We start from the raw sequence: 19,137 nt of genomic DNA, 5'->3' as shown, positions 1-19,137 counted from the left end.
TTTTACCCGGCTAACGATAATAAGCCTTTGTTCGTAACTGTACTTCATAAAAAACCCCCAAAAGTTTTTTGTCTAACTTTTGGGGTGCACTTCATTTTGAGACAGCCCGTTTCCAAGAAAATCTGTTTTATTATCCGATTGCCTTTCCCTCCGCGAATGCATCGGCAGGGAGCCGGACATTCCTCCTGTTTAATAGGAGCGGGCGAATATGACGCGGCAGGCGGAGGGTTTGCCGGTTACCATGCACTTGCCCGGTTCCTTGTCTCCCGGAACAAAAGAATCGAAAGGAATGCAGCGGATTGTCGCTTTGGTCTCTTCCTTGATTTTCTCTTCCGTCTCGGTTGTCCCGTCCCAATGTGCCAGGATAAACCCGCCTTCTTCAATTTTTTCCTTGAACTCATCGTATGTATCGACGGCAGTGATACGGGAATTGCGGTAATCCAACGCTTTCTTGAAGATATTCGCCTGAATTTCTTCGAGAAGGTTCCGGACATAAGTTTCGATGCCGTCGCAGGTTACCGTTTCTTTTTCCAGCGTGTCACGGCGCATCACCTCCATCGTATTGTTTTCAAGGTCACGTCCTCCCATTACTAAACGGACGGGAACCCCTTTCAATTCATAATCGGCGAATTTGAATCCGGGACGTTTATTGTCCGCATTGTCGTATTTCACGGAAATGCCTAACGCTTTCAACTTGCCGACAATGCCTGCCACCTTTTCGTCTATCTGTTTCAGTTGTTCCTCATTTTTGTAGATAGGGATAATGACTACCTGAATCGGTGCCAGATGCGGAGGCAATACCAGACCGTTATCGTCGGAATGGGTCATAATCAGCGCACCCATCAAACGGGTGGAAACGCCCCATGAGGTCGCCCACACATATTCCAGTTTATTTTCCTTATTCACGAACTGGACATCGAATGCCTTGGCGAAGTTCTGTCCCAAGAAGTGGGAAGTACCGCTCTGCAATGCTTTTCCGTCTTGCATCATGGCCTCGATTGTGTATGTATCGAGGGCTCCGGCAAAACGTTCGTTAGCGGATTTTACTCCTTTTATGACCGGCACGGCCATATACTTTTCCGCAAATTCGGCATAGACATTCAACATCTTCACCGCTTCTTCTTCCGCTTCTTCACGGGTAGCATGGGCGGTGTGCCCTTCCTGCCACAAGAATTCGGCGGTACGCAAGAAAAGACGGGTACGCATCTCCCAGCGGAAAACGTTGGCCCATTGATTGCAGAGAATGGGAAGGTCCCGATAGGATTGAATCCAGTTCTTATAGGTATTCCAAATGATTGTTTCCGATGTCGGGCGGATAATCAACTCCTCTTCCAGCTTGGCGGCGGGGTCTACGACTACCCCCGAACCGTCTTCCGCATTCTTCAAACGATAATGCGTCACTACCGCACACTCTTTTGCAAAACCTTCTACATGCTCTGCTTCGCGGCTCAGGAATGATTTCGGGATTAACAACGGGAAATAAGCGTTCACATGCCCCGTTTCCTTAAACATATCGTCCAATTGACGTTGCATCTTTTCCCAAATAGCGTATCCGTAAGGCTTAATCACCATACATCCGCGCACGGCAGACTGCTCTGCCAAGTCAGCTTTTACCACCAAATCGTTATACCACTGTGAATAGTTTTCACCGCGTTTGGTAAGGTCTTTCAGTTCTTTTGCCATTATATTTTTCTATTTAAAGTTTTCCAGAGTGTTAAAACAGAGTGCAAAAGTACAAAAAAATGCATGAACTGTCCTATTCTTCATACATTAATTTTCCAGGTCCGGCTAAAGCCGTTAAATTTATTTTTCTTATGCCGGGAGTAAGGCAAGTCCGGAAACAGCCCTCTTTTAACAGACCGCTTTTATACACCGAAGGAACGGGGATTATTCCGTAAGAATGGAAAATTAAAATCTTAAAATAAGTAAATTTAAGACTTTGGATTTTAATTTTAGCTAATTTCGCTTCTAATTAGAATGCTAATATGAGTGCGACGATTCAGAAAAATGTATATGAGCTGGTACAGGAAAGACTAAGGGTTATCTTTCAGGACTTTGACAATATTTATATTTCTTTCTCCGGCGGAAAGGATAGCGGGGTATTGCTCAATTTATGCATTGATTATATCCGTAAGCATAATCTTAATGTCCGCATAGGGGTTTTCCACATAGATTACGAGATACAGTACTCGATGACTGTCGATTATATTAACCGTACTTTCAAAGAAAACCGCGATATCATTGACGTGTACCGGGTTTGCGTGCCTTTTCGGGTCACTACCTGTACGTCGATGTATCAGAATTATTGGCGTCCCTGGGATGAAAAGGTGAAAAACACCTGGGTACGTCCCTTGCCCGATGATGCCATGACGATAAAGGATTTTCCTTTCTACAATAAGAGAATGTGGGATTACGATTTTCAAGTCGAGTTTTCACGCTGGATACATGCAAAGAAGGGAGCGAAACGTACCTGTTGCCTGGTCGGTATCCGTACCCAGGAAAGTTACAACCGTTGGCGTACGATTTACAGGAATGTGAAGGAAGCGTATAAAAACTATGAATGGAGTACGAAAATAGATGAAGACATATATAATTTCTATCCTATCTACGACTGGAAGACCACGGACATCTGGGTGGCTAACGGCAAGTTCAAATGGGATTACAACCACCTGTACAATCTCTATTATCAGGCGGGAATAAGCCTGGACCGCCAGCGTGTCGCGAGCCCGTTCATCAGTGAAGCAATCGAAAGCCTTGCATTGTATAAAGTGATAGACCCCGTGACATGGGGAAAAATGATTGGCCGGGTGAACGGGGTGAACTTTTCCGGCATTTACGGAAGCACCCATGCGATGGGCAGGCAAAGCATCCGTCTTCCCGAAGGATATACCTGGAAATCGTTTATGGAATTCCTGCTATCCACCTTACCCGAATATACCCGCAAGAGATATACGAAGAAGCTGAACACGAGTATCAAGTTCTGGCGCACGAAAGGAGGATGTTTGAGCGATAAGGTGATACAGAAGCTGAAAGACCGGAATGTTCCGATAGTGGTGGGCGACAGTACGAACTACAAGACTGACAAGAAACCCGTAATGATGGATTATCTGGACGACATCGACATCGAAGAATTCAAAGAGATACCCACTTACAAACGGATGTGCATTTGTATTTTGCGCAACGACCATACTTGTAAGTATATGGGATTTTCCCTGACTAAAGAGGAAACGGAAAGAAAAAACAACGCCTTAAAAAAATACAACCATTTGGACGGATGATTCAGAGACGTTTTCCGGAATACCGGTAAAGATGCCGAACCGTTTTGCAAGAGCCCGTATATGCGGGTATCGGGTGGTCCGAAAAAAGGTTGTGGAAAGAAGTCCTTAGGGATTTAAATTATTTCGGCAGGAAAAATAAAATCTTTTCCTGCCGAAACGGTACATTCATTCTACGGTCGATTTTTTAGGATGTTCCCTACATCTCAGGCAGGGTGACATGGAATAACTCGCTGGGCGTATGCTCGCGCATGATGATATCGACCATCTGTTTTACGATGTCCGGATGCTGTTTGGCTATGTCACGGTCTTCGTGGATGTCTTTCGACAAATCGTATAAGAACGTTTTTCCATTTTTTACCAACAGCTTCCAGTCTCCCATCCGTACTCCTATCTGGTTCGTTTCATGAAATTCCCAATAAAGGAATTCATGCCGTTGTTGCCGGGCGTCGTCGCCTAACAGGGTGGGTAAGAAAGAGATTCCGTCAAAACAATCGTTTTTGTCTTTTTTATTCAGATATTTCTTAGGGAACTTCTTGTCTCCTATCAACTCACAGAAGGTCGGCATGACGTCATAAAATGCCAGTTGGTGTTCGTTTACGGTTCCTGCGGGAACATGTCCCGGCCAATAGGCGATAAACGGAATACGGATTCCTCCTTCGTAACACTGGCGTTTCAAACCTCTCAATTTGCCGTCACGCCCGAAAAAGGCGGGATCGGCTCCCCCTTCCTCGTGAGGCCCGTTGTCGCTGCTGAATATCACCAGCGTGTTCTCCTCCAGCCCTTTTTCTTTCAGTTTGGCAAGAATCTCCCCTACGTATGCGTCAAGGCGGGTAATCATTCCGGCAAATTCGGCATGCGTATGTACTACCGGATTATAGCGGGAGCCTTGGCTGCCGCCCCAGGTCTTATCCTCAAAAAAGCGTTTTTTATAATGTTTCAAAATAGAGTCGTTGGGTTGGCTGAGTTCGGCATGCGGCAAAGTATAGGTAAAAAAGCCGTAGAAGGGTTGTTCGCCGTCTTGGGAATCCAGCCATTGCATAGCCTCCTTATGAATGATATCCGCCGAATACTGGGGGCGTTTCTTATAATCGTCCCCGTACATGGGATATTTGATGTTATCTTCCATTATAACACGTATCGTGGCCGTGTCACCTTTGGAAGTGCTGTAACGGTTCAGGAAATTGGGATAATACAGATGCGCTTGGAACTGGCAGATAAATCCGTAAAACTCGTCGATTCCCCGTTTGTCCGGTGTCGAGCAGGAACCTTCGTATCCGCCTGCCCATTTTCCGAACATTCCCGTCGTATAACCGTTTTTCTTCATTATCTCAGGCAAGATGATGTGCCCGGGGGCATACGGTTCCTGACCGACAATGCTCCATTCTTTATTGTTGCCATACATGATGACCGGGGATTCCGGCCAGTATTCCTTATTGCCGCGCACATGCCCGTGCCCGGAATGTTGCCCTGTCATCAGGGAAGCGCGGGAAGGAGCGCTCACCGGGCTTCCCGCGTATGCTTGTGTGAAACGCATCCCTTCCTGTGCCATCCTGTCGATGTTGGGAGTCTGGATGTATTTCTGCCCGTAACATCCCAAGTCTCCGTATCCCATGTCGTCACACAGGATAAAGATTATATTCGGAGACGATTTCTGTTCTTTTGCATGTATCCCCGCAGAGAATACGGAAAACACGCCGGTGCATAAAAATAAACTTTGATAGTTTCTCATAAAGCTGTTTCTTTTATATTGTTTTTTCATATGGTTTTTCCCCGCCTTCCGGGTTACCAGAACTTTTTCATGTTCAGGAATTTATCCACCAATATGCCGTCAATGGGCTGGAGATTGAAACGGAATGCGGATTTCGCTTTAAATTTGACGGTAAATAATTCGCTGTCCCCTTCCAGATACTCTTTCTCGCCGACATTTACGAATGTAGGATACAACGCTTTTGTCCCGTTGGTGTGCAAACGGTCATAAGTAAGGTTCCTCATTTCCTTCATACCCGGCATATCGACACCTACATATTCCAATATTTGGGGGTCGTAAGGCAAGGCGAAACTGAGCGCATTGACAGAACGCAGTCCTTTGCCCGACACGCGGATTTCCACCGTTTCGCCTTTCTCGTACGCCTTCTTGGAGGGTACGGCAATAATCTCCCCGGAGACAGCCGGTATTTGGCGCTTGCTTACTCCGGATTCCAACCGGGTCGTTACGGCAGAAATATCGTATGCGTCGATTAGTCCGTTATTATTCAAGTCCCCTTTGCTGATATATCCTTCAAAATCGGAATCTCCGCGGCGCAAGCCCGTATAATTCATATAGGAAGTCAAATCATTTTCGTCCACCAGCTTATCCTGGTTGATATCTCCCGGAATATAACTTTCCGAGCCCGGAACCTTGAAAACATACAATTCGCGTCCGGAACCGTAACCGCCCGCACCGTCCGTTACCGAGAGTTTGATATAGCGTGCTGTCGGGCGTTCTTTGAAAGTGAAAGTTTTCACATCGGCGCCTTTCCAGTCGAATGTTCCGCTTTCCGTCCAAACCGCCTTATCCATGCTGTAATAAACAACTCCCTTTCCGAGCGTGCCGTTGCCGGCGTCCTGGCGGGGCAGGTATTGGAATTTATCCAATTGGTTGATACTCTTCAAATCAATTACGAGTTCGAACGGAACGACGGACATTCCCCATTTGGTATGCCATGTATCTCCCTCGTCGAAATTAAATAACTTATTGATGCCTTGGCCGCCTTGGTTCGGACAAGTCGTCTCTCCTTCAATGCCGCGAATAGCGAATTCCAGCGGGTCGGATTGGGTCGTCACGTTTATGTCAGCCCAGTCCGAGGTTCCGGAAGCGTTGACCGCACGTACTTTGAAGGTATATTTCGTTTCGGGACGCAAATCTTCGAACAACAGTTCCGTATTGCGGATGGAACTGTACAGCATGCCGTTGAATTCTATTTCGTAAAAGTCTGCATTGCCAATCTTCTTCCATGAAGGAGTCAGCGCGTAAGCTCCGATATTCTCATCCGCTATCCGTACTTCGGGGGTATCCAGTGTTCCGTCATTTGCCAGCAATTTATCGGCGGGAGCAAAGACGAAACCTTTCATCTCCAGCGACACGTCATTCCGGGTGATATCCGTAGCCGCCAGTTTTACGTGAACCACCGGGTTCTTTACGACCTGCAGCCGGCTCAATTCACTGTCGGGAGTCGAGAACCGGTTCATTTCGGGAGCGGCTTCATAATAATACACGTTCGTGCCCTTTTCCAGTTCTTCCTTGGAAGCGGCAGGAGAAAGCTTCACTTTTTTCCCTCCGATGCGCGCCGTTATCTTTTTAGGCTGTCCGGTGACGTTGATACGGAAATTCGTAGCCTTCTCCGTAACCATCCCGTCAAATTCTCCTTGAGCAGGCTCTACACTGACGGTCAGCTTATCTCCCTCAACAGCGGATACAATCCGGGTTGTGGCGAACTTTCCGTAACGATAACTTTCGGTAACCCCGTCGTCGTCATATTCCGTAAATTCCGTTTTTCCTCCCGGATACAGTTCGTATGTACGTGTCTGCCTGTCCATTTGCCGGATATTGTTGTGTGCGGCAGTCATCGGCAAAATGGCTCCCTGCTTGATGAATACGGGGAGTTTCCACAAAGGAGCGTCGAAATTGTTGATGATTCTTCCGCCTTTGTAAATATCTCCCGTGAAATAATCTATCCAGTTGCCCTCAGGCAGGTAAATGCCGTTACGAAGGTCATTGCCTTTTTCATCCGCTTGCGTATTCTGATATATGGGAGCAACCAGTATATAAGGGCCGTACATGTATTGGTAGCGGGTAGCGGTTCCCAGTGTATAATCATTCGGGGCTTCAAGGAACATGGCGCGTACCATCGGTTTTCCGTCCACCGCTTCACGGGCGATACTGTATGCATACGGCATGAATTCCGATTTCATCTTCAAATACCAGCGGTTGATGGATGTGGCGGGTTCGCCCAATGCCTGGGGATACTTGGGATTAGCTCCCCAACCGTCCATGTTGAGTTGCATCGGGGTGAATGTTTTCCATTGGAAATCGCGTACATTGACAGGCACATTCTTTCCGCCGAAAATACCGTCCATATCTGATGTGATGTTCGGTTGCCCGGAAAGTCCGGAACCTATATAGGTCGGAATATGGAAACGGATATATTCCCACTCTCCTCCGGTCTGGTCGCCCGACCATATTCCCGCATAGCGTTGCGTTCCCGCCCAACCGTCCAGCGAGATGATGAACGGACGGGCGTTGTTGCCGTAATAAGGCATGATATGCGCCACATCGGCTACTCCGTTGAGCCCGAATGAATAGCCGGCTCCCACCCATGCCACATCGGTTTTCAAAACACGTACCCCCGCGTCACGCACCTCTTTCACGATATCGCGTTGCAACAGGGGCTCTACCCCTTTTTTCGGATGCAGGTCGGATTGGGTCCACAAACCGATTTCCACTCCTTTCCGGCGGGCATACTCTCCCAACTCCTTCAAATTCCGGATGTTGCCGTCCAGAGTAGCAGCCTGCCCGTATCCGGCCCCGTAACCGTCGTTGGGCAATAACCATCCCAGAGGCATATCAGCCGCATTATAACGGTCGATTACGGCACGTGCCGAAAACTGGTAGTTGTCCTTCTCGCCGTTCAGCGATTCTTTGATACCTCCGTTATTCTTCTGGCTTTCCTTGTATTTCTTCCCGTCCTCAAAAAGAATGCCTTTTTCATCCTCTTTCCAATAATCGCGGTTGTAAGCGTTGAGGTGTCCTTCATAAAAACCGAATTTCGGTATTAAGACAGGATTGCCGGTCAGTTGGTAAAAATCGTTCAATAAAGAAACGGCAGTGTCGTTCACCATAAAGAACACGTCCAGGTAATCCGTCTCGTGGCTCAGGCGGGCGATTCCTTTATCCGTTCCGCCGAAATCATACAATCCGGGGCGAAACGTATGCCACATCATGCCATATCCTGCCGTAGACCAGTAAAACGGAGTCGGAGAAGCGACGCCGCCGTCTGTCCACTGGTTGGTATTTACAATACGGATGCTTTTTCCCTTATGGGAGAAACGTCCGTTTTGCACTCCGCCGCCGTAAAAATATTCATCGGGGTTTTCCTTCAAAAACAAAGTCACCTGTTTCTCTTGGAAATCAACGGGTTTCACAGACTCCGCCACTACCTTTCCGCGTATGATATCCGTAATTTTAAAAAGAGTGCTGCGTTTGTTTATGTCAATCCGTATTTTATCGGTGGAGATGGAGATAACCTCTCCTTTATCCGATAAAGCCAGTTTCCCCGGTTTCCGGCGGGGGCAATCCGCCAATATCCGGGCTTCGGGTACGGCATGAGGTTCGCGGATGGTCCCGCCGTGATTATCCTGAAACATACGGAAAATATTTTCCCCGTAAAAATCAATCGTCAGCCGTTGCCGGTCGGAAAAAAGGACTTCTACGGCTGCAGGATTCAGGAGTTCCGCACCGGTCACCGTCGGTACAGGCTGTTTCTCCGCCTTTGTCAAAGACGGCAGGCACAAGAGACAAACGGATATGCAGACCGTTCGTGCAAAATGTAGGTTTATATTCATATCATTATCAAAATAAATAGTTCGTCAGGTATAAAAATAATCTGCAAATAAAATGTCCTGCGGGATATCAGTCCGCAATTACGGTGAATTCCGCTCCTCCCGCAAAGTCCGCGCCGTTTTGGGAGCTCAATCCGGTGAAACGTATATAACGCGCCTGCACGGGGTTGTCCAGAATGACACGCTGTTCCTTTTTTTCTTTCCGGAAACTTCCTTTGGCTACCGCGTCGCTCCAGGATTTGCCGTCCATGCTCACCTGCAACTGGTAATCTTTGATATTGCCGTTCGTACCGCCGTCCTGACGGGGCAGATAAATGAAACCTTTAACCGTTTTCACTTCGCCGGCATCAAAATCCACCCAATGGGGATATTTCGCCACGGTAACGGAATACATGGTGTGCCACGTTGTATTTAAGTCGCCGTCTACCAGATGGGAAGCGTCGCCGCCGCCCGTTTCTTCACTGGATGCATAAATCACCGTCATCGGGATGCTTTCTATCTTATCGAACGCCATCGTGGCGGAAATGGCGGGATTATCCTTATAACAAGCTGTCACTACTCCCCCTTCCCGCAATTCGAACGGTCCCGTATAAGTATGTTTTTTCTTGTTCTCATTTAATGTGTAAATGATGGAGGCATTTTCTTTTTGAGTGGAGATTGTCACTTTTCCGCTCCGGTCACGGGAAACGGAGAGAGGTATTTCCCCGCACATGGCTACATTGGCGGTTTTGACAAATGCGGCATCGTTGACGGGACGGATAATAAAACTCATCGAGTGGTTGCCGGCTTTCACACGGTCGGGTTCCAACGGGGCGCCCTGTCCGCAACTGTTTCCTCCCAGGCCGGTTACAGCCAAATCCAGGTGCAGGTGAGTCCCGGTTGATTCCGGTAATTGGTAAGGGTGAGGCGCAAGCGTCATTTCCATGGCAGACCACGGCAGTGCGGAAGCCGACATCGGTTTGTTCGCCACAAACTCGACTCCGTTCCCTTGCTTGTCAGTCAGTGCGCACCAGCGTACTTCCTCCCGGTTGCCCATGCTTTGCGGTTTTGGGAAACCGACATACTGTTCTTTTACCGTACTCCGGTGTATTTCAATGAAAGAACCGGTGCGGCGGTCGTTGTAATTGTTCCACGGTCCCCGTCCGTAATACGTGTATTGCTGCAATTCGTCCGGAAGCTGCATCACGTATCCCAGGCGCGCCAGTACCAGTCCGGCATCATTGGAAGTGATATTGGATTGCAATTCAATGGAACCGTCCGGATAAATTGTCCAAATCTGATTGGTCGTGAATTTGAAGTCGTCCGGACCGAACGGCCGGTCGGCCAGTTCCTTCACCTGATACCTGCCGGAGGTTCCTCCTTCCAATGAGGCGGCGTTCGGAGCCTGGGATTCTATCGTGTACATCAACTGAATGAAATTGTCGTTTTTCTTTGCCTCATTCACCCATGCATATTCCAATACCTTATGTTTCAGATTATGCAATCCCTTTTCAAACCATTGCCGGTATGCCCAATTGTCATTGTCCGTCGGGGCGCGGAGAGCGTCAAGTCTCGGCCCTTCCCCGTCGCGGAGCACTTTTCTACCGTTATATTCCAGACTGTGGACGGTTCCTTGCCTGTTATCGAACTTCACGGTAAATCCTTTTCCCGTGACAGTCATATAATCTTCCGATTTGTCCACTACAGGCCGTTCCAGCGAAGCTGTCACCTCCTGCATGGATATTTTCTTGCCTGCGGCTTTCACCGGCAACTGTTCTTCCATCTGTACAAAACCGCTTGGAGCCCAAGGCATGTCTTCGGCAAGCAAAAACTGTATCTTCACAAAATATTCGCTTCCGGTTTCCATATCCCCGTACTTATAAGGAATCGTGCAGGCCACCTTTTCGCGAGGCCCTACGACAGGCTTTGCAGTTATCAGCTCGTCGCTTTCTTTTATCTTCTCACCGTCTTTGTATAAAGACCACACCAGCTTATAACCGTCTAATGAAGTAAAATAGTTCTTGTTGAAAATCTCTATTTTTCCTTTTTGCATGTCTATCGCTTTCACCCCGACATTCTGATAAACTTTTTTCACCTCATAAAAAGCCGGTTTGGGAGAGTGGTCGGGCAACAGGATTCCATTCATACAGAACATTCCGCTATTCGGCTTATCGCCGAAGTCTCCTCCGTAGGCCCAAAAACGCTCTCCGGTATGGCGGTCGTAATAATACAACGCCTGGTCTACCCAATCCCAGATAGCCGCTCCGCAGAAAAAGTTCGTCGATTCGATGGCTTCCCAATAATCAATGAGGTTGCCCACCGCGTTACCCATGGAATGGGCGTATTCCGAAACATGGAACGGATATTTGATTTTGTATTTCCCGGTCACGGCTCCCTGCATCCATCCGATAGAAGGATACTGGTTAGAACCCATGTCCACGATTTCATTGTTCCGTTCATATTGCACGGGACGGGAAGGGTCGAAGGCATGTAACGCCTTATATGCGGAAACAAAATTCTGTCCAGGCCCCGCCTCGTTCCCCAATGACCAAATCACTACGGAAGGATGGTTGACATGAGCGTGTGCCAATTCCATGACACGCGCCACATGGGCGGCCTCGAATTCCGGCACGTGTGACAGGGACTCTTTGCCGTAATAGTATTCATGGCTTTCTATATTCGCCTCGTCTTCCAGATAGATTCCGTATTTGTCGCATAAATAGTACCAATGCGGGTCACAGGAATAATGAGAGTTACGCACGTGGTTGATATTCCCCCGTTTCATCAGCATGATTTCTTCTTCCATTTGTTTGTGCGAAATGGCATTGCCCGTGGCGGGGTTGATTTCCTGGCGGTTGACGCCTTTCAGTTTGACTGTCTTTCCGTTAACATAGTAATAGCGGCCTGCCAGCCCGAATTCGTCTTCGGAGGCGGGAGTATCCTTGATTTCCACCTGGCAGAATCCCAGCGCAGTGGAAAAAATTTCCATCACCTTTCCTTTTTTGTCCTTCAACTGCCCTACCAGCGTATAACGGTAGGGAGCTTCCGCCGACCATTTCCGGGGGCTGTCGATATGAAGAACGGCCTCGGTGGAAATACTCTCTCCTTTTTCCAGCTTGGCTATTGACACCGTTCCCGTGACGCCGCTCACCGGAATATTCTCGTCCGAATACAATCGGTTGGCGTATAACGAATAAGTAAGAGAATAGTCTTTTATCCTTTTTCCGCCCAGGTTGCGCAAATCCGCCTCCACTCGAATCGTTCCGTTTTCATAATTCGAATCGAGCCGGGGAAACACCCGGAAATCGCGGACCTGTACTTTAGCGGTAGAGGTCAACGACACTGTACGGAATATGCCGGGCAAACGGAACATGTCCTGCGCCTCAAGGAATGAACCGTCCGAGTTGCGGTACACTTCCGCCGCCACGATATTTTCTCCTTTTTCATTCAGGTAGGGAGTGATATTGAAAGACGAAGTATTGCGGGAGTTCTTGGAAAAACCCACATAATGGCCGTTCACCCATAAATAGAAGAAAGAAGATACGCCGTCGAAATTGATATAAATTTCCCGGCCCGTCCAATCTTCGGGCACGGTAAACGTGCGCCGGTACGACCCCACCTCGTTACGGTGCTTATAAGTCGTCCAGTCTTGTGGCGGAGTCCGCATCACTCCTCCTCTCCAGTCGTCCACAGCTACGGTGTGTTTGAAAATCACAGGCTGGTTGGCATATATCGGAGTGCCGTATTTCAGGCTTCCGTCCTTTTGGATTCCCGCCACGTTCCATTGCATCGGGACTGTGACCTCATCCCATCCCGATACGTCAAATGCCGGTTGATAGAAATCGGCCGGACGTTCGCCGGGATTGCCCGCCCAATGGAATTTCCATTTTCCGTTCAGGGATTGATAATAATCACTATGTTCGGGAAGTACGTTTCTGGCACTTTCCATATCTGCGAACGTGAAGAACCACGAATGAGGCTGTTCCTTGTTCAGCGCGAGCTGTTCAGGAGATTCCCATTCCTTTCCGGTCGGACTTCCCGTAACCGCATAGTCAAATCCTTTCAAAGGGAGGGTCTGCGCATTGGCAGTCATGACAACTGCCCAGGCAGACATGAGGTAAAGTATTTCCTTTCTCATTTTTTCACGGTATTATGTTGTTTTTCATTTAGTATCCATAAGAATATTTTCCCAGCAAGACAAAGTTAAGAAAAAACAGACAGCATACAACAATAAGTGACAAGGTTATTGTCGGTTAATTCTCAAATTACATTTGTCCGGCATGATTTTAACTTACAAAAGACTTATAAATCCGCTTCGATACGCACATTGTTATATTGGACGGCATATATTTTATAATTCGGTTCCCAGTTATCCACGCTGAAAGATTCTCTGTCGGATACATAGACCAGGTTTCCTTTCTCATTATTTTCCCTGACCTCGTATGCGACTACATTCTGCCAGTTCTTCATCGATATCCGGTTACCGCTTTTCGCAGCGGTTCCTTCAACCACTTCGGATTGTTTTTTAAATATCTCCCAGTTATTGTCAGTGATATATTCCAACGCTATACCGCTGATATCCGGCAATCTTTTTCCTTTAACCTCATTCTTGGCGGAAGCCGCCATTTCCTGCGTAATCTCAAAATGTGCTTTTCCGTAATCCACTTCATCCCTGTTGACTTCCCTGAAGAAACCCCATTTCTCGAAAAAGTCCGTCAAATCATATCCTGCCATTTCACTGGCTATCACAGTGAAATCCAATTGCTGTTGCCCTTGGTTGCTGCTGGATTCATTCTCACGCAGGAACTCATAGACTTCCGGGTAAAATCCTCCTTTATCCGTTTGGTGTCCTTGTTCGGGAGACATCCCTTTGACATTTCCGAAATAAAGTTGCAATTGCCAGAAAGGAACCAGTTTCAGGAACTGGCTTCCCGAATCCCAATTATGTGCCAGCTTTCCTACCAGAATTTTATTCCATGCCTGCTCGTAACGGTTGGCGCCTTGCCCGTTCGTCTCCGTTTGCAGGCGGGAAGGCTGCTTGAAAACAACCGTTTGTATATATTCCGCCTTGATGTTGTTGGTCACTTCCGTCATTCCCGCCCATTTCAAACCGGTAGTCTGGTTGCTGTGCCCCACCTCGTGTGCAGGCCCCCAGCAAGCGGAAGTCGTGAGTTTTGACTCGTCGCACAAATCTGCTAACGTATTGTCATTGTATCCGGTATGGTTGGTGGTGGAATACATATAGGAAGTATATATTACGGTAAAATCCATGCGGTTTCCGAACATTTTTTCATATTTTACCAATCCCATCAACAACTGCTCGTTATAAACCAGCTCGTCATAAGCGTCAATAAGCGCTTTAAGGTCAGTCGTGTGGTTTCTGAAACGTGAGGTGGGGAAAACCAAATGCGCATACTTTCCCACGACATCAAAATAAGAATAGGTTGCTTTACCCAACAGTTCTTTCCAACGCCCTTTCAAACTTTCATTCTGGCTGTCATAATATCCGTTTACCGTTCCGCTGGCAAAGTGAAGCCTGATTGAAGGAAGAGCCGGCTGGAACACATTGTCTTCTTCATTGTAAATCACATATACCAGTCCGTCGTTTTTTGCCACTGTGCGGTTTATCCCGTCCGCCAGTATCAGTTTTTCGCCCTGTCCGTAACCGTCTCCATTGGGTTTGTTCAGATTTTGTATCAGCAAAGATACATTGGAAGCGTTGTTCAAATCGGCAAAAACCACAAGTTCATCGCCTTCCGTCACAGCAATTCCCGTCGGATTGTCCAGTATGCCGTATTGGTTCGTTTTATTTCTTTGCGCATCCTTCTTGGGATTTTGTCCGGCTTTAAACTCGGCGATGCGGAATTCACTCGGGTATATATTGTTCCACATGTAGTAAGCGATATTTTTATAAAAGGCATTCTGGCAGTTCAAAATTTCTTCCAACGTGATACCGGGCTTCAATTTTGCACAAAGCTTATCCTCGAACAAAGCCGTATAGTCGAATTTTTCCGGATTTTCTTTATAAAATTCTATTTCGGCGCAGGAAGCGAGATTCTTTCCTGCGGCGTTGCTGTTGGCTCCGGATTTAATCTTGAACTTTACCTTTGTCACATCAATCTGAGAAGCGGGGAAATCCACACGCGCCATGTTTTTTTGCTTCTTAAAATCCCATTCCACAACCGGTTCTACTGAAAATGCCCTGGTCCTTTGCAAATTCGCGGATGTTTCTATGTACACTTCCACCTCTCCCCATACACCGTTTACATTGTTGTCGTTGCGGGGTACATAAATGAAATAATCCATCTCTACCGGCTCAGGAAAAGAAATGGTAAGCTCCATCGGGTTATCACTGTCAAAGCCCCCGTTTGAAGAGTGCCACCAGGTTGAAGGATCTCCGTCGATAGCCAATTGCGCTTTTTTCCCGTTATCACTCCCGGCAACGTCTTCCGCTCCGGTCATATCCACCTTGATATCACTTCCTATATCTCCCAGATTTCCCGGTTCGTAATTTCCCAATCCGCTCTGTATAATCCGGAATTCCACCGGTTCGATTTCTCCGTTTTCTTCCTTATCCTTAAAAATTATATTGGCTCTCCGCTCCTCGGAGCTGCTATTGGCGCCTATGACAAACTTTTCTACATTATCTTCCAAAGGATGTTCGTCCGCACTGCGGGTAGACGGGACATATTCAATCCATTCCTCGTCTTCAATCCGGATTTCGTAATCGATGTTTGTAGTGACCGTCACTTCCGCCTGTCCGCCGACAGTCGGGACGTCAGCGGAAGTTCTGGAAAGAAGAATCGCTTTTCCCCATCCCAGTTGATATACATTGATGGTTTCCTTTAAATTTCCCAGTATGATGTCAATGGAAGTATTCCGCACATTTTTCTCATCGCTTTTGCCGACGGAAACAGTCAACTTTCCGTTTGAACGGACTGCCTTGCACCACTCTTTTCCTCCATCGGCTACGACAGCCTTCCAAATTCCGTTAGAGGTGATTTCTATATCCTGCTCTCCGCCGTTTTCGTCAAAATTTATATTCTCTTTATCCGGTATTTTCAATAAAAGGGATTCCTCATATAAAGGTTCTTCATTATCGCACATGACTGACAGAAATGCCAATATGGTGAATAAGGGTATATTCCAACAGTTTTTCATAATACTTGAATAAGTGTTAAAGGTTTATTGAAGAGTGTTTGAGGGGGTCAAACAATATAATTATGATATGCCTGAGAAGCGTTATGCTTTAGAACTTTGCTAGAAATATGAAAAAGGAAGGATATGGATAGTCAATTACCGGAAATCCTTCCTTTTGGGGGGCTCATCCGGCAAGTCCCCTTTTGTATAAAAGGAAAACTTGCCGGTTTATATTAAGAGGACTGTTATTTATCGTATTCTTCCACTTCGTCTACTTCGGGATTGGAAATAATATAATCCACCTTGTATATTTCCAGTTCCGCCAGATTCCAATAAGTAGTTTCCGAAGTCGCATAGAAACGGATGTATTGAACCGGTGTCTCCAATTCATCGGAATCCTCATCCGGATAGATGAACTCATTGGTTACGCTTTTACCCACATTCGGCAGGCCTACGGAACATATCAATGCGTCGTCTGTCCCCACATCCACAGAAGTGTCTTCCAGGGAAGAAAGCCGGAAGATTTTTACATTCGTAGGATTTCCGACATTCGCACCGTCATGCTTGTTACTGTTATAGGTCTTTATTTTGAAACGGGACAATTCCTCACCTAAATTTATATCTACATAATGAGGCACATCAGTCGTTGCCGTATGATACAGGTTTTCTTGCTGGTCGGTAATCCCGTCGCAAATCATGTCTATTACCTTAACGCCGTTATCATCCAAAGCCTTGAAGTTAGCAGTACCTAATTCCAGTTTTTCCTCTACCACCGCATTCACTATCGGAGCAGCGCCGGAAGTGATACCTTTCAACTCGACGGGAGTTCCCGCCGCACCGGTATCGCTATACGGGGTGAATTTGAAGTTATATGCGGCTCCATAACGGGCACGGGTATTTTCCACCACATACTCCTGGGTAAATATACTGAAATTCTTCTTGTTTATTTTCTTTTCCCGCGGGTCGTAATATTCCAGTTGCAGGTATAAATAGCCGGGATTTTCCGGAACCTGCCACGAGAGTGTTATTTGCCCTTCTCCGGGCGTAGCCGTAAAATTCATCGTTTCCATGTCGATTACGGGCGCTGTTCCCTCTTCGTCATTGCTGCAAGAGGTAAGAGCCGCGGTGCAAACCGCGATTCCTATCAATAAGTATTTATAAAATATTTTCATAATATCACAGGTAAAACATAAAAAAATTAATATCCCGGATTCTGTACGCAGTTCTCGTTATTGTTGATATCGTATGACGGGAACGGCAGTAAATAGTTATGTTCATAGAACACACGTTCATTGAGTGTTATGTCAGCTTCCTGCGAGAATTCTTCAATGGTTTCCCCGTCGATGTTCATTCCCTTGTACGGTCCGTTGAAACATTCGTACGCTTTCAGCCAACGGCGCATATCCCAGAAATTCTGGCGTTCAAGATAAAGTTCGATTTGACGTTCCTGACGGATAATTTCAATCATCCGTTCCTTGTCGAGCGCTTCACCGATAAGAGCCCAGGAAGTATCCACATCCGGTATTCCGGCGCGCTCGCGTACCAGATTCAGGTAATATTTAGCACCTTTGTCGTCACCGTTGTCCTCCAGTATGCCACATTCGGCGGCACATTCGGAATAAGCCAGATAAAGGTCTGCCAACCGAAGCAGCGGGAAAGGATATTTCTTCATTGCAGGATTGGTCTTGTCCGCTTTGCTGTCCGGACTTACTCCTTTTTTATTTAAGAAGCCCGACCGGGAATAATTCGCGTTGCGGTTCTTCCTTCCGCAATTGCCGTCTTTCAGGAATTCCGTAACCAGGCGTGTCCCGCCGGACAGGCTCGAACCGGGTTTGTCAATCTCATTGGTGTCATATCCCGTACCGTGGTCCAATTCATAATATCCTCCCTGGAAAGAAATCCAGGCATAATATCTCGGTTCGCGGTGCAGGTTCATCTGTGACGTATATTTCCCCTCCTTAGCTATCACCTCTTGTTCTTCACCGATGGTAACGTAATTGTTGGCAGAGGTTATTTTGACCGTTTCAAATTCATCTCTGATGTTGTAAGTCGGGTCTTTGTCGTAAGGCAGGCCGTTTATGGTATAGAAACGGCGCAGCATGTTGAGTGTCGGCGCTACCCCATTGTAACATTTCGTATCGATGAACGGCATCGAGCGTCTTTGAAGGCCGGCTTCCCCCTCGTCGAATGCGTATGTCCAGATATTCTCCAGATTGGTCTCCACCGGCGTAGACATGTTGCTGCGCAAGATACGCATGGTTGAGTTACGCGGATACCCGTTTGTCGTGGAAGTAGTCAGGTTGAAAAGTTCGTGCCCGGCGGAAATCGCTGCCTCAATGGCGACTTTATATGCCTGACGGGCTTTTTCCCAACGGCTTTCGTCCGGCTCTGCGGAAAGCAATGCCGTTCCGTCCCGATTGACCAGTTGGGCGGCAAGAGTGGCATTTCCGTTAAATAACGGTGAAGCATAATACATCAGGGTATAAGCTTTCATCGACTTGGCGAGAACAGAAGTTGCCAGTCCGGTTTGGTTGTCGTCATACCTTTCTTTCAACGCCCCTGAATTGATAGCCAAATCGTACTGGGTACAGATAAATTCGACGCATTCGCTCAATGTGCTTCTGGATTTATATTCCGTGTCCAGATTACCGGTCAAATCCTCCACCTTGTCCACAATGATGATAGGGCCCCACCCCATCATCAGTCTCATGTGATAATAGGCAATCAGGAAATGGCATTGAGCGATGTAGTTTTCTTTCACGTCATCTATGCCCACGTATTCATTCATGTGCTCCAGGAATATCCAACACTGACGGATTCCCGCATACAGGTTTCTGTAATAATTGTTGGAAAGCGTAGTGTTCGCAGTCCAGTTTCCGGACGCAAAACCGTCGATGTTCATAAACGAAGTCACCACCTCATCCCCTGTGAAAAAGTCAAGGCTGCTGGTATTGTCAGCGGGGTTAGGCATATAACCGTAACAACTGTACAACATTCTTAATGCTGCAATCTCGTTGGTATAGGCATCTTTCTCCTGTTCGCGCTCATCAGGTACAATATCCAGGTAATTACAAGCAGTAAAACCGGACATCCCGAACAAAAGAGCCGCATATAAAAATAGTTTTTTCATAACTGTCTGTCA

General features: G+C 47.1%; 8 protein-coding genes. 1 reads left to right on the top strand and 7 read right to left on the bottom strand.

Annotated features, from left to right (window positions below; genetic code table 11):
- Window positions 1-189: 189 nt before the first annotated feature.
- The gene (proS, locus tag Q5076_RS04185) at window positions 190-1,683 is read right to left on the bottom strand and encodes a proline--tRNA ligase (RefSeq protein ID WP_303011085.1); all 1,494 of its coding nucleotides are present in this window, start codon (window positions 1,681-1,683) and stop codon (window positions 190-192) included.
- Window positions 1,684-1,985: 302 nt separating this feature from the next.
- Between proS and Q5076_RS04180 the strand changes: the two genes are divergently transcribed.
- On the top strand, window positions 1,986-3,278 hold the full coding sequence (locus Q5076_RS04180; protein WP_303011083.1) for a DUF3440 domain-containing protein: 1,293 nt from the start codon (window positions 1,986-1,988) through the stop codon (window positions 3,276-3,278).
- Window positions 3,279-3,474: 196 nt separating this feature from the next.
- Here Q5076_RS04180 and Q5076_RS04175 read toward each other — a convergent pair whose 3' ends face one another.
- From Q5076_RS04175 to Q5076_RS04150, 6 genes are all read right to left on the bottom strand, one after another.
- Window positions 3,475-5,007, bottom strand: coding sequence for an arylsulfatase (locus Q5076_RS04175; RefSeq protein ID WP_303011081.1), 1,533 nt, complete (start codon window positions 5,005-5,007; stop codon window positions 3,475-3,477).
- Window positions 5,008-5,060: 53 nt separating this feature from the next.
- Complete coding sequence (locus Q5076_RS04170) at window positions 5,061-8,879, bottom strand: TIM-barrel domain-containing protein (protein ID WP_303011079.1); 3,819 nt, start codon at window positions 8,877-8,879, stop codon at window positions 5,061-5,063.
- A gap of 67 nt (window positions 8,880-8,946) precedes the next feature.
- Window positions 8,947-12,948 carry a glycoside hydrolase family 2 TIM barrel-domain containing protein gene (locus Q5076_RS04165; RefSeq protein ID WP_303011096.1) on the bottom strand — a complete coding sequence of 1,334 codons (4,002 nt, stop codon included), beginning with the start codon at window positions 12,946-12,948 and terminating at the stop codon, window positions 8,947-8,949.
- A gap of 209 nt (window positions 12,949-13,157) precedes the next feature.
- Window positions 13,158-16,016 carry a M60 family metallopeptidase gene (locus Q5076_RS04160; protein WP_303011078.1) on the bottom strand — a complete coding sequence of 953 codons (2,859 nt, stop codon included), beginning with the start codon at window positions 16,014-16,016 and terminating at the stop codon, window positions 13,158-13,160.
- 224 nt (window positions 16,017-16,240) lie between these two features.
- On the bottom strand, window positions 16,241-17,167 hold the full coding sequence (locus Q5076_RS04155) for a hypothetical protein (RefSeq protein WP_303011076.1): 927 nt from the start codon (window positions 17,165-17,167) through the stop codon (window positions 16,241-16,243).
- A 26-nt stretch (window positions 17,168-17,193) separates the two neighbouring features.
- Entirely contained in the window at window positions 17,194-19,125 is a 1,932-nt protein-coding gene (locus Q5076_RS04150; protein WP_303011074.1) for a RagB/SusD family nutrient uptake outer membrane protein, read from the bottom strand.
- Window positions 19,126-19,137 lie beyond the last annotated feature (12 nt).

It is taken from the genome of uncultured Bacteroides sp., from assembly GCF_958445495.1.
GTDB lineage: Bacteria > Bacteroidota > Bacteroidia > Bacteroidales > Bacteroidaceae > Bacteroides.
Note: the sequence above shows the minus strand (reverse complement) of the source record. Positions and strands in the feature narration are given on the sequence as shown.

What these genes read in the sequence shown, in the direction of transcription:
- proS (WP_303011085.1), bottom strand. Translation starts at nt 1,683, where the DNA reads ATGGCAAAAGAACTGAAAGACCTTACCAAACGCGGTGAAAACTATTCA.
- Q5076_RS04180 (WP_303011083.1), top strand. Translation starts at nt 1,986, where the DNA reads ATGAGTGCGACGATTCAGAAAAATGTATATGAGCTGGTACAGGAAAGA.
- Q5076_RS04175 (WP_303011081.1), bottom strand. Translation starts at nt 5,007, where the DNA reads ATGAGAAACTATCAAAGTTTATTTTTATGCACCGGCGTGTTTTCCGTA.
- Q5076_RS04170 (WP_303011079.1), bottom strand. Translation starts at nt 8,879, where the DNA reads ATGAATATAAACCTACATTTTGCACGAACGGTCTGCATATCCGTTTGT.
- Q5076_RS04165 (WP_303011096.1), bottom strand. Translation starts at nt 12,948, where the DNA reads ATGACTGCCAATGCGCAGACCCTCCCTTTGAAAGGATTTGACTATGCG.
- Q5076_RS04160 (WP_303011078.1), bottom strand. Translation starts at nt 16,016, where the DNA reads ATGAAAAACTGTTGGAATATACCCTTATTCACCATATTGGCATTTCTG.
- Q5076_RS04155 (WP_303011076.1), bottom strand. Translation starts at nt 17,167, where the DNA reads ATGAAAATATTTTATAAATACTTATTGATAGGAATCGCGGTTTGCACC.
- Q5076_RS04150 (WP_303011074.1), bottom strand. Translation starts at nt 19,125, where the DNA reads ATGAAAAAACTATTTTTATATGCGGCTCTTTTGTTCGGGATGTCCGGT.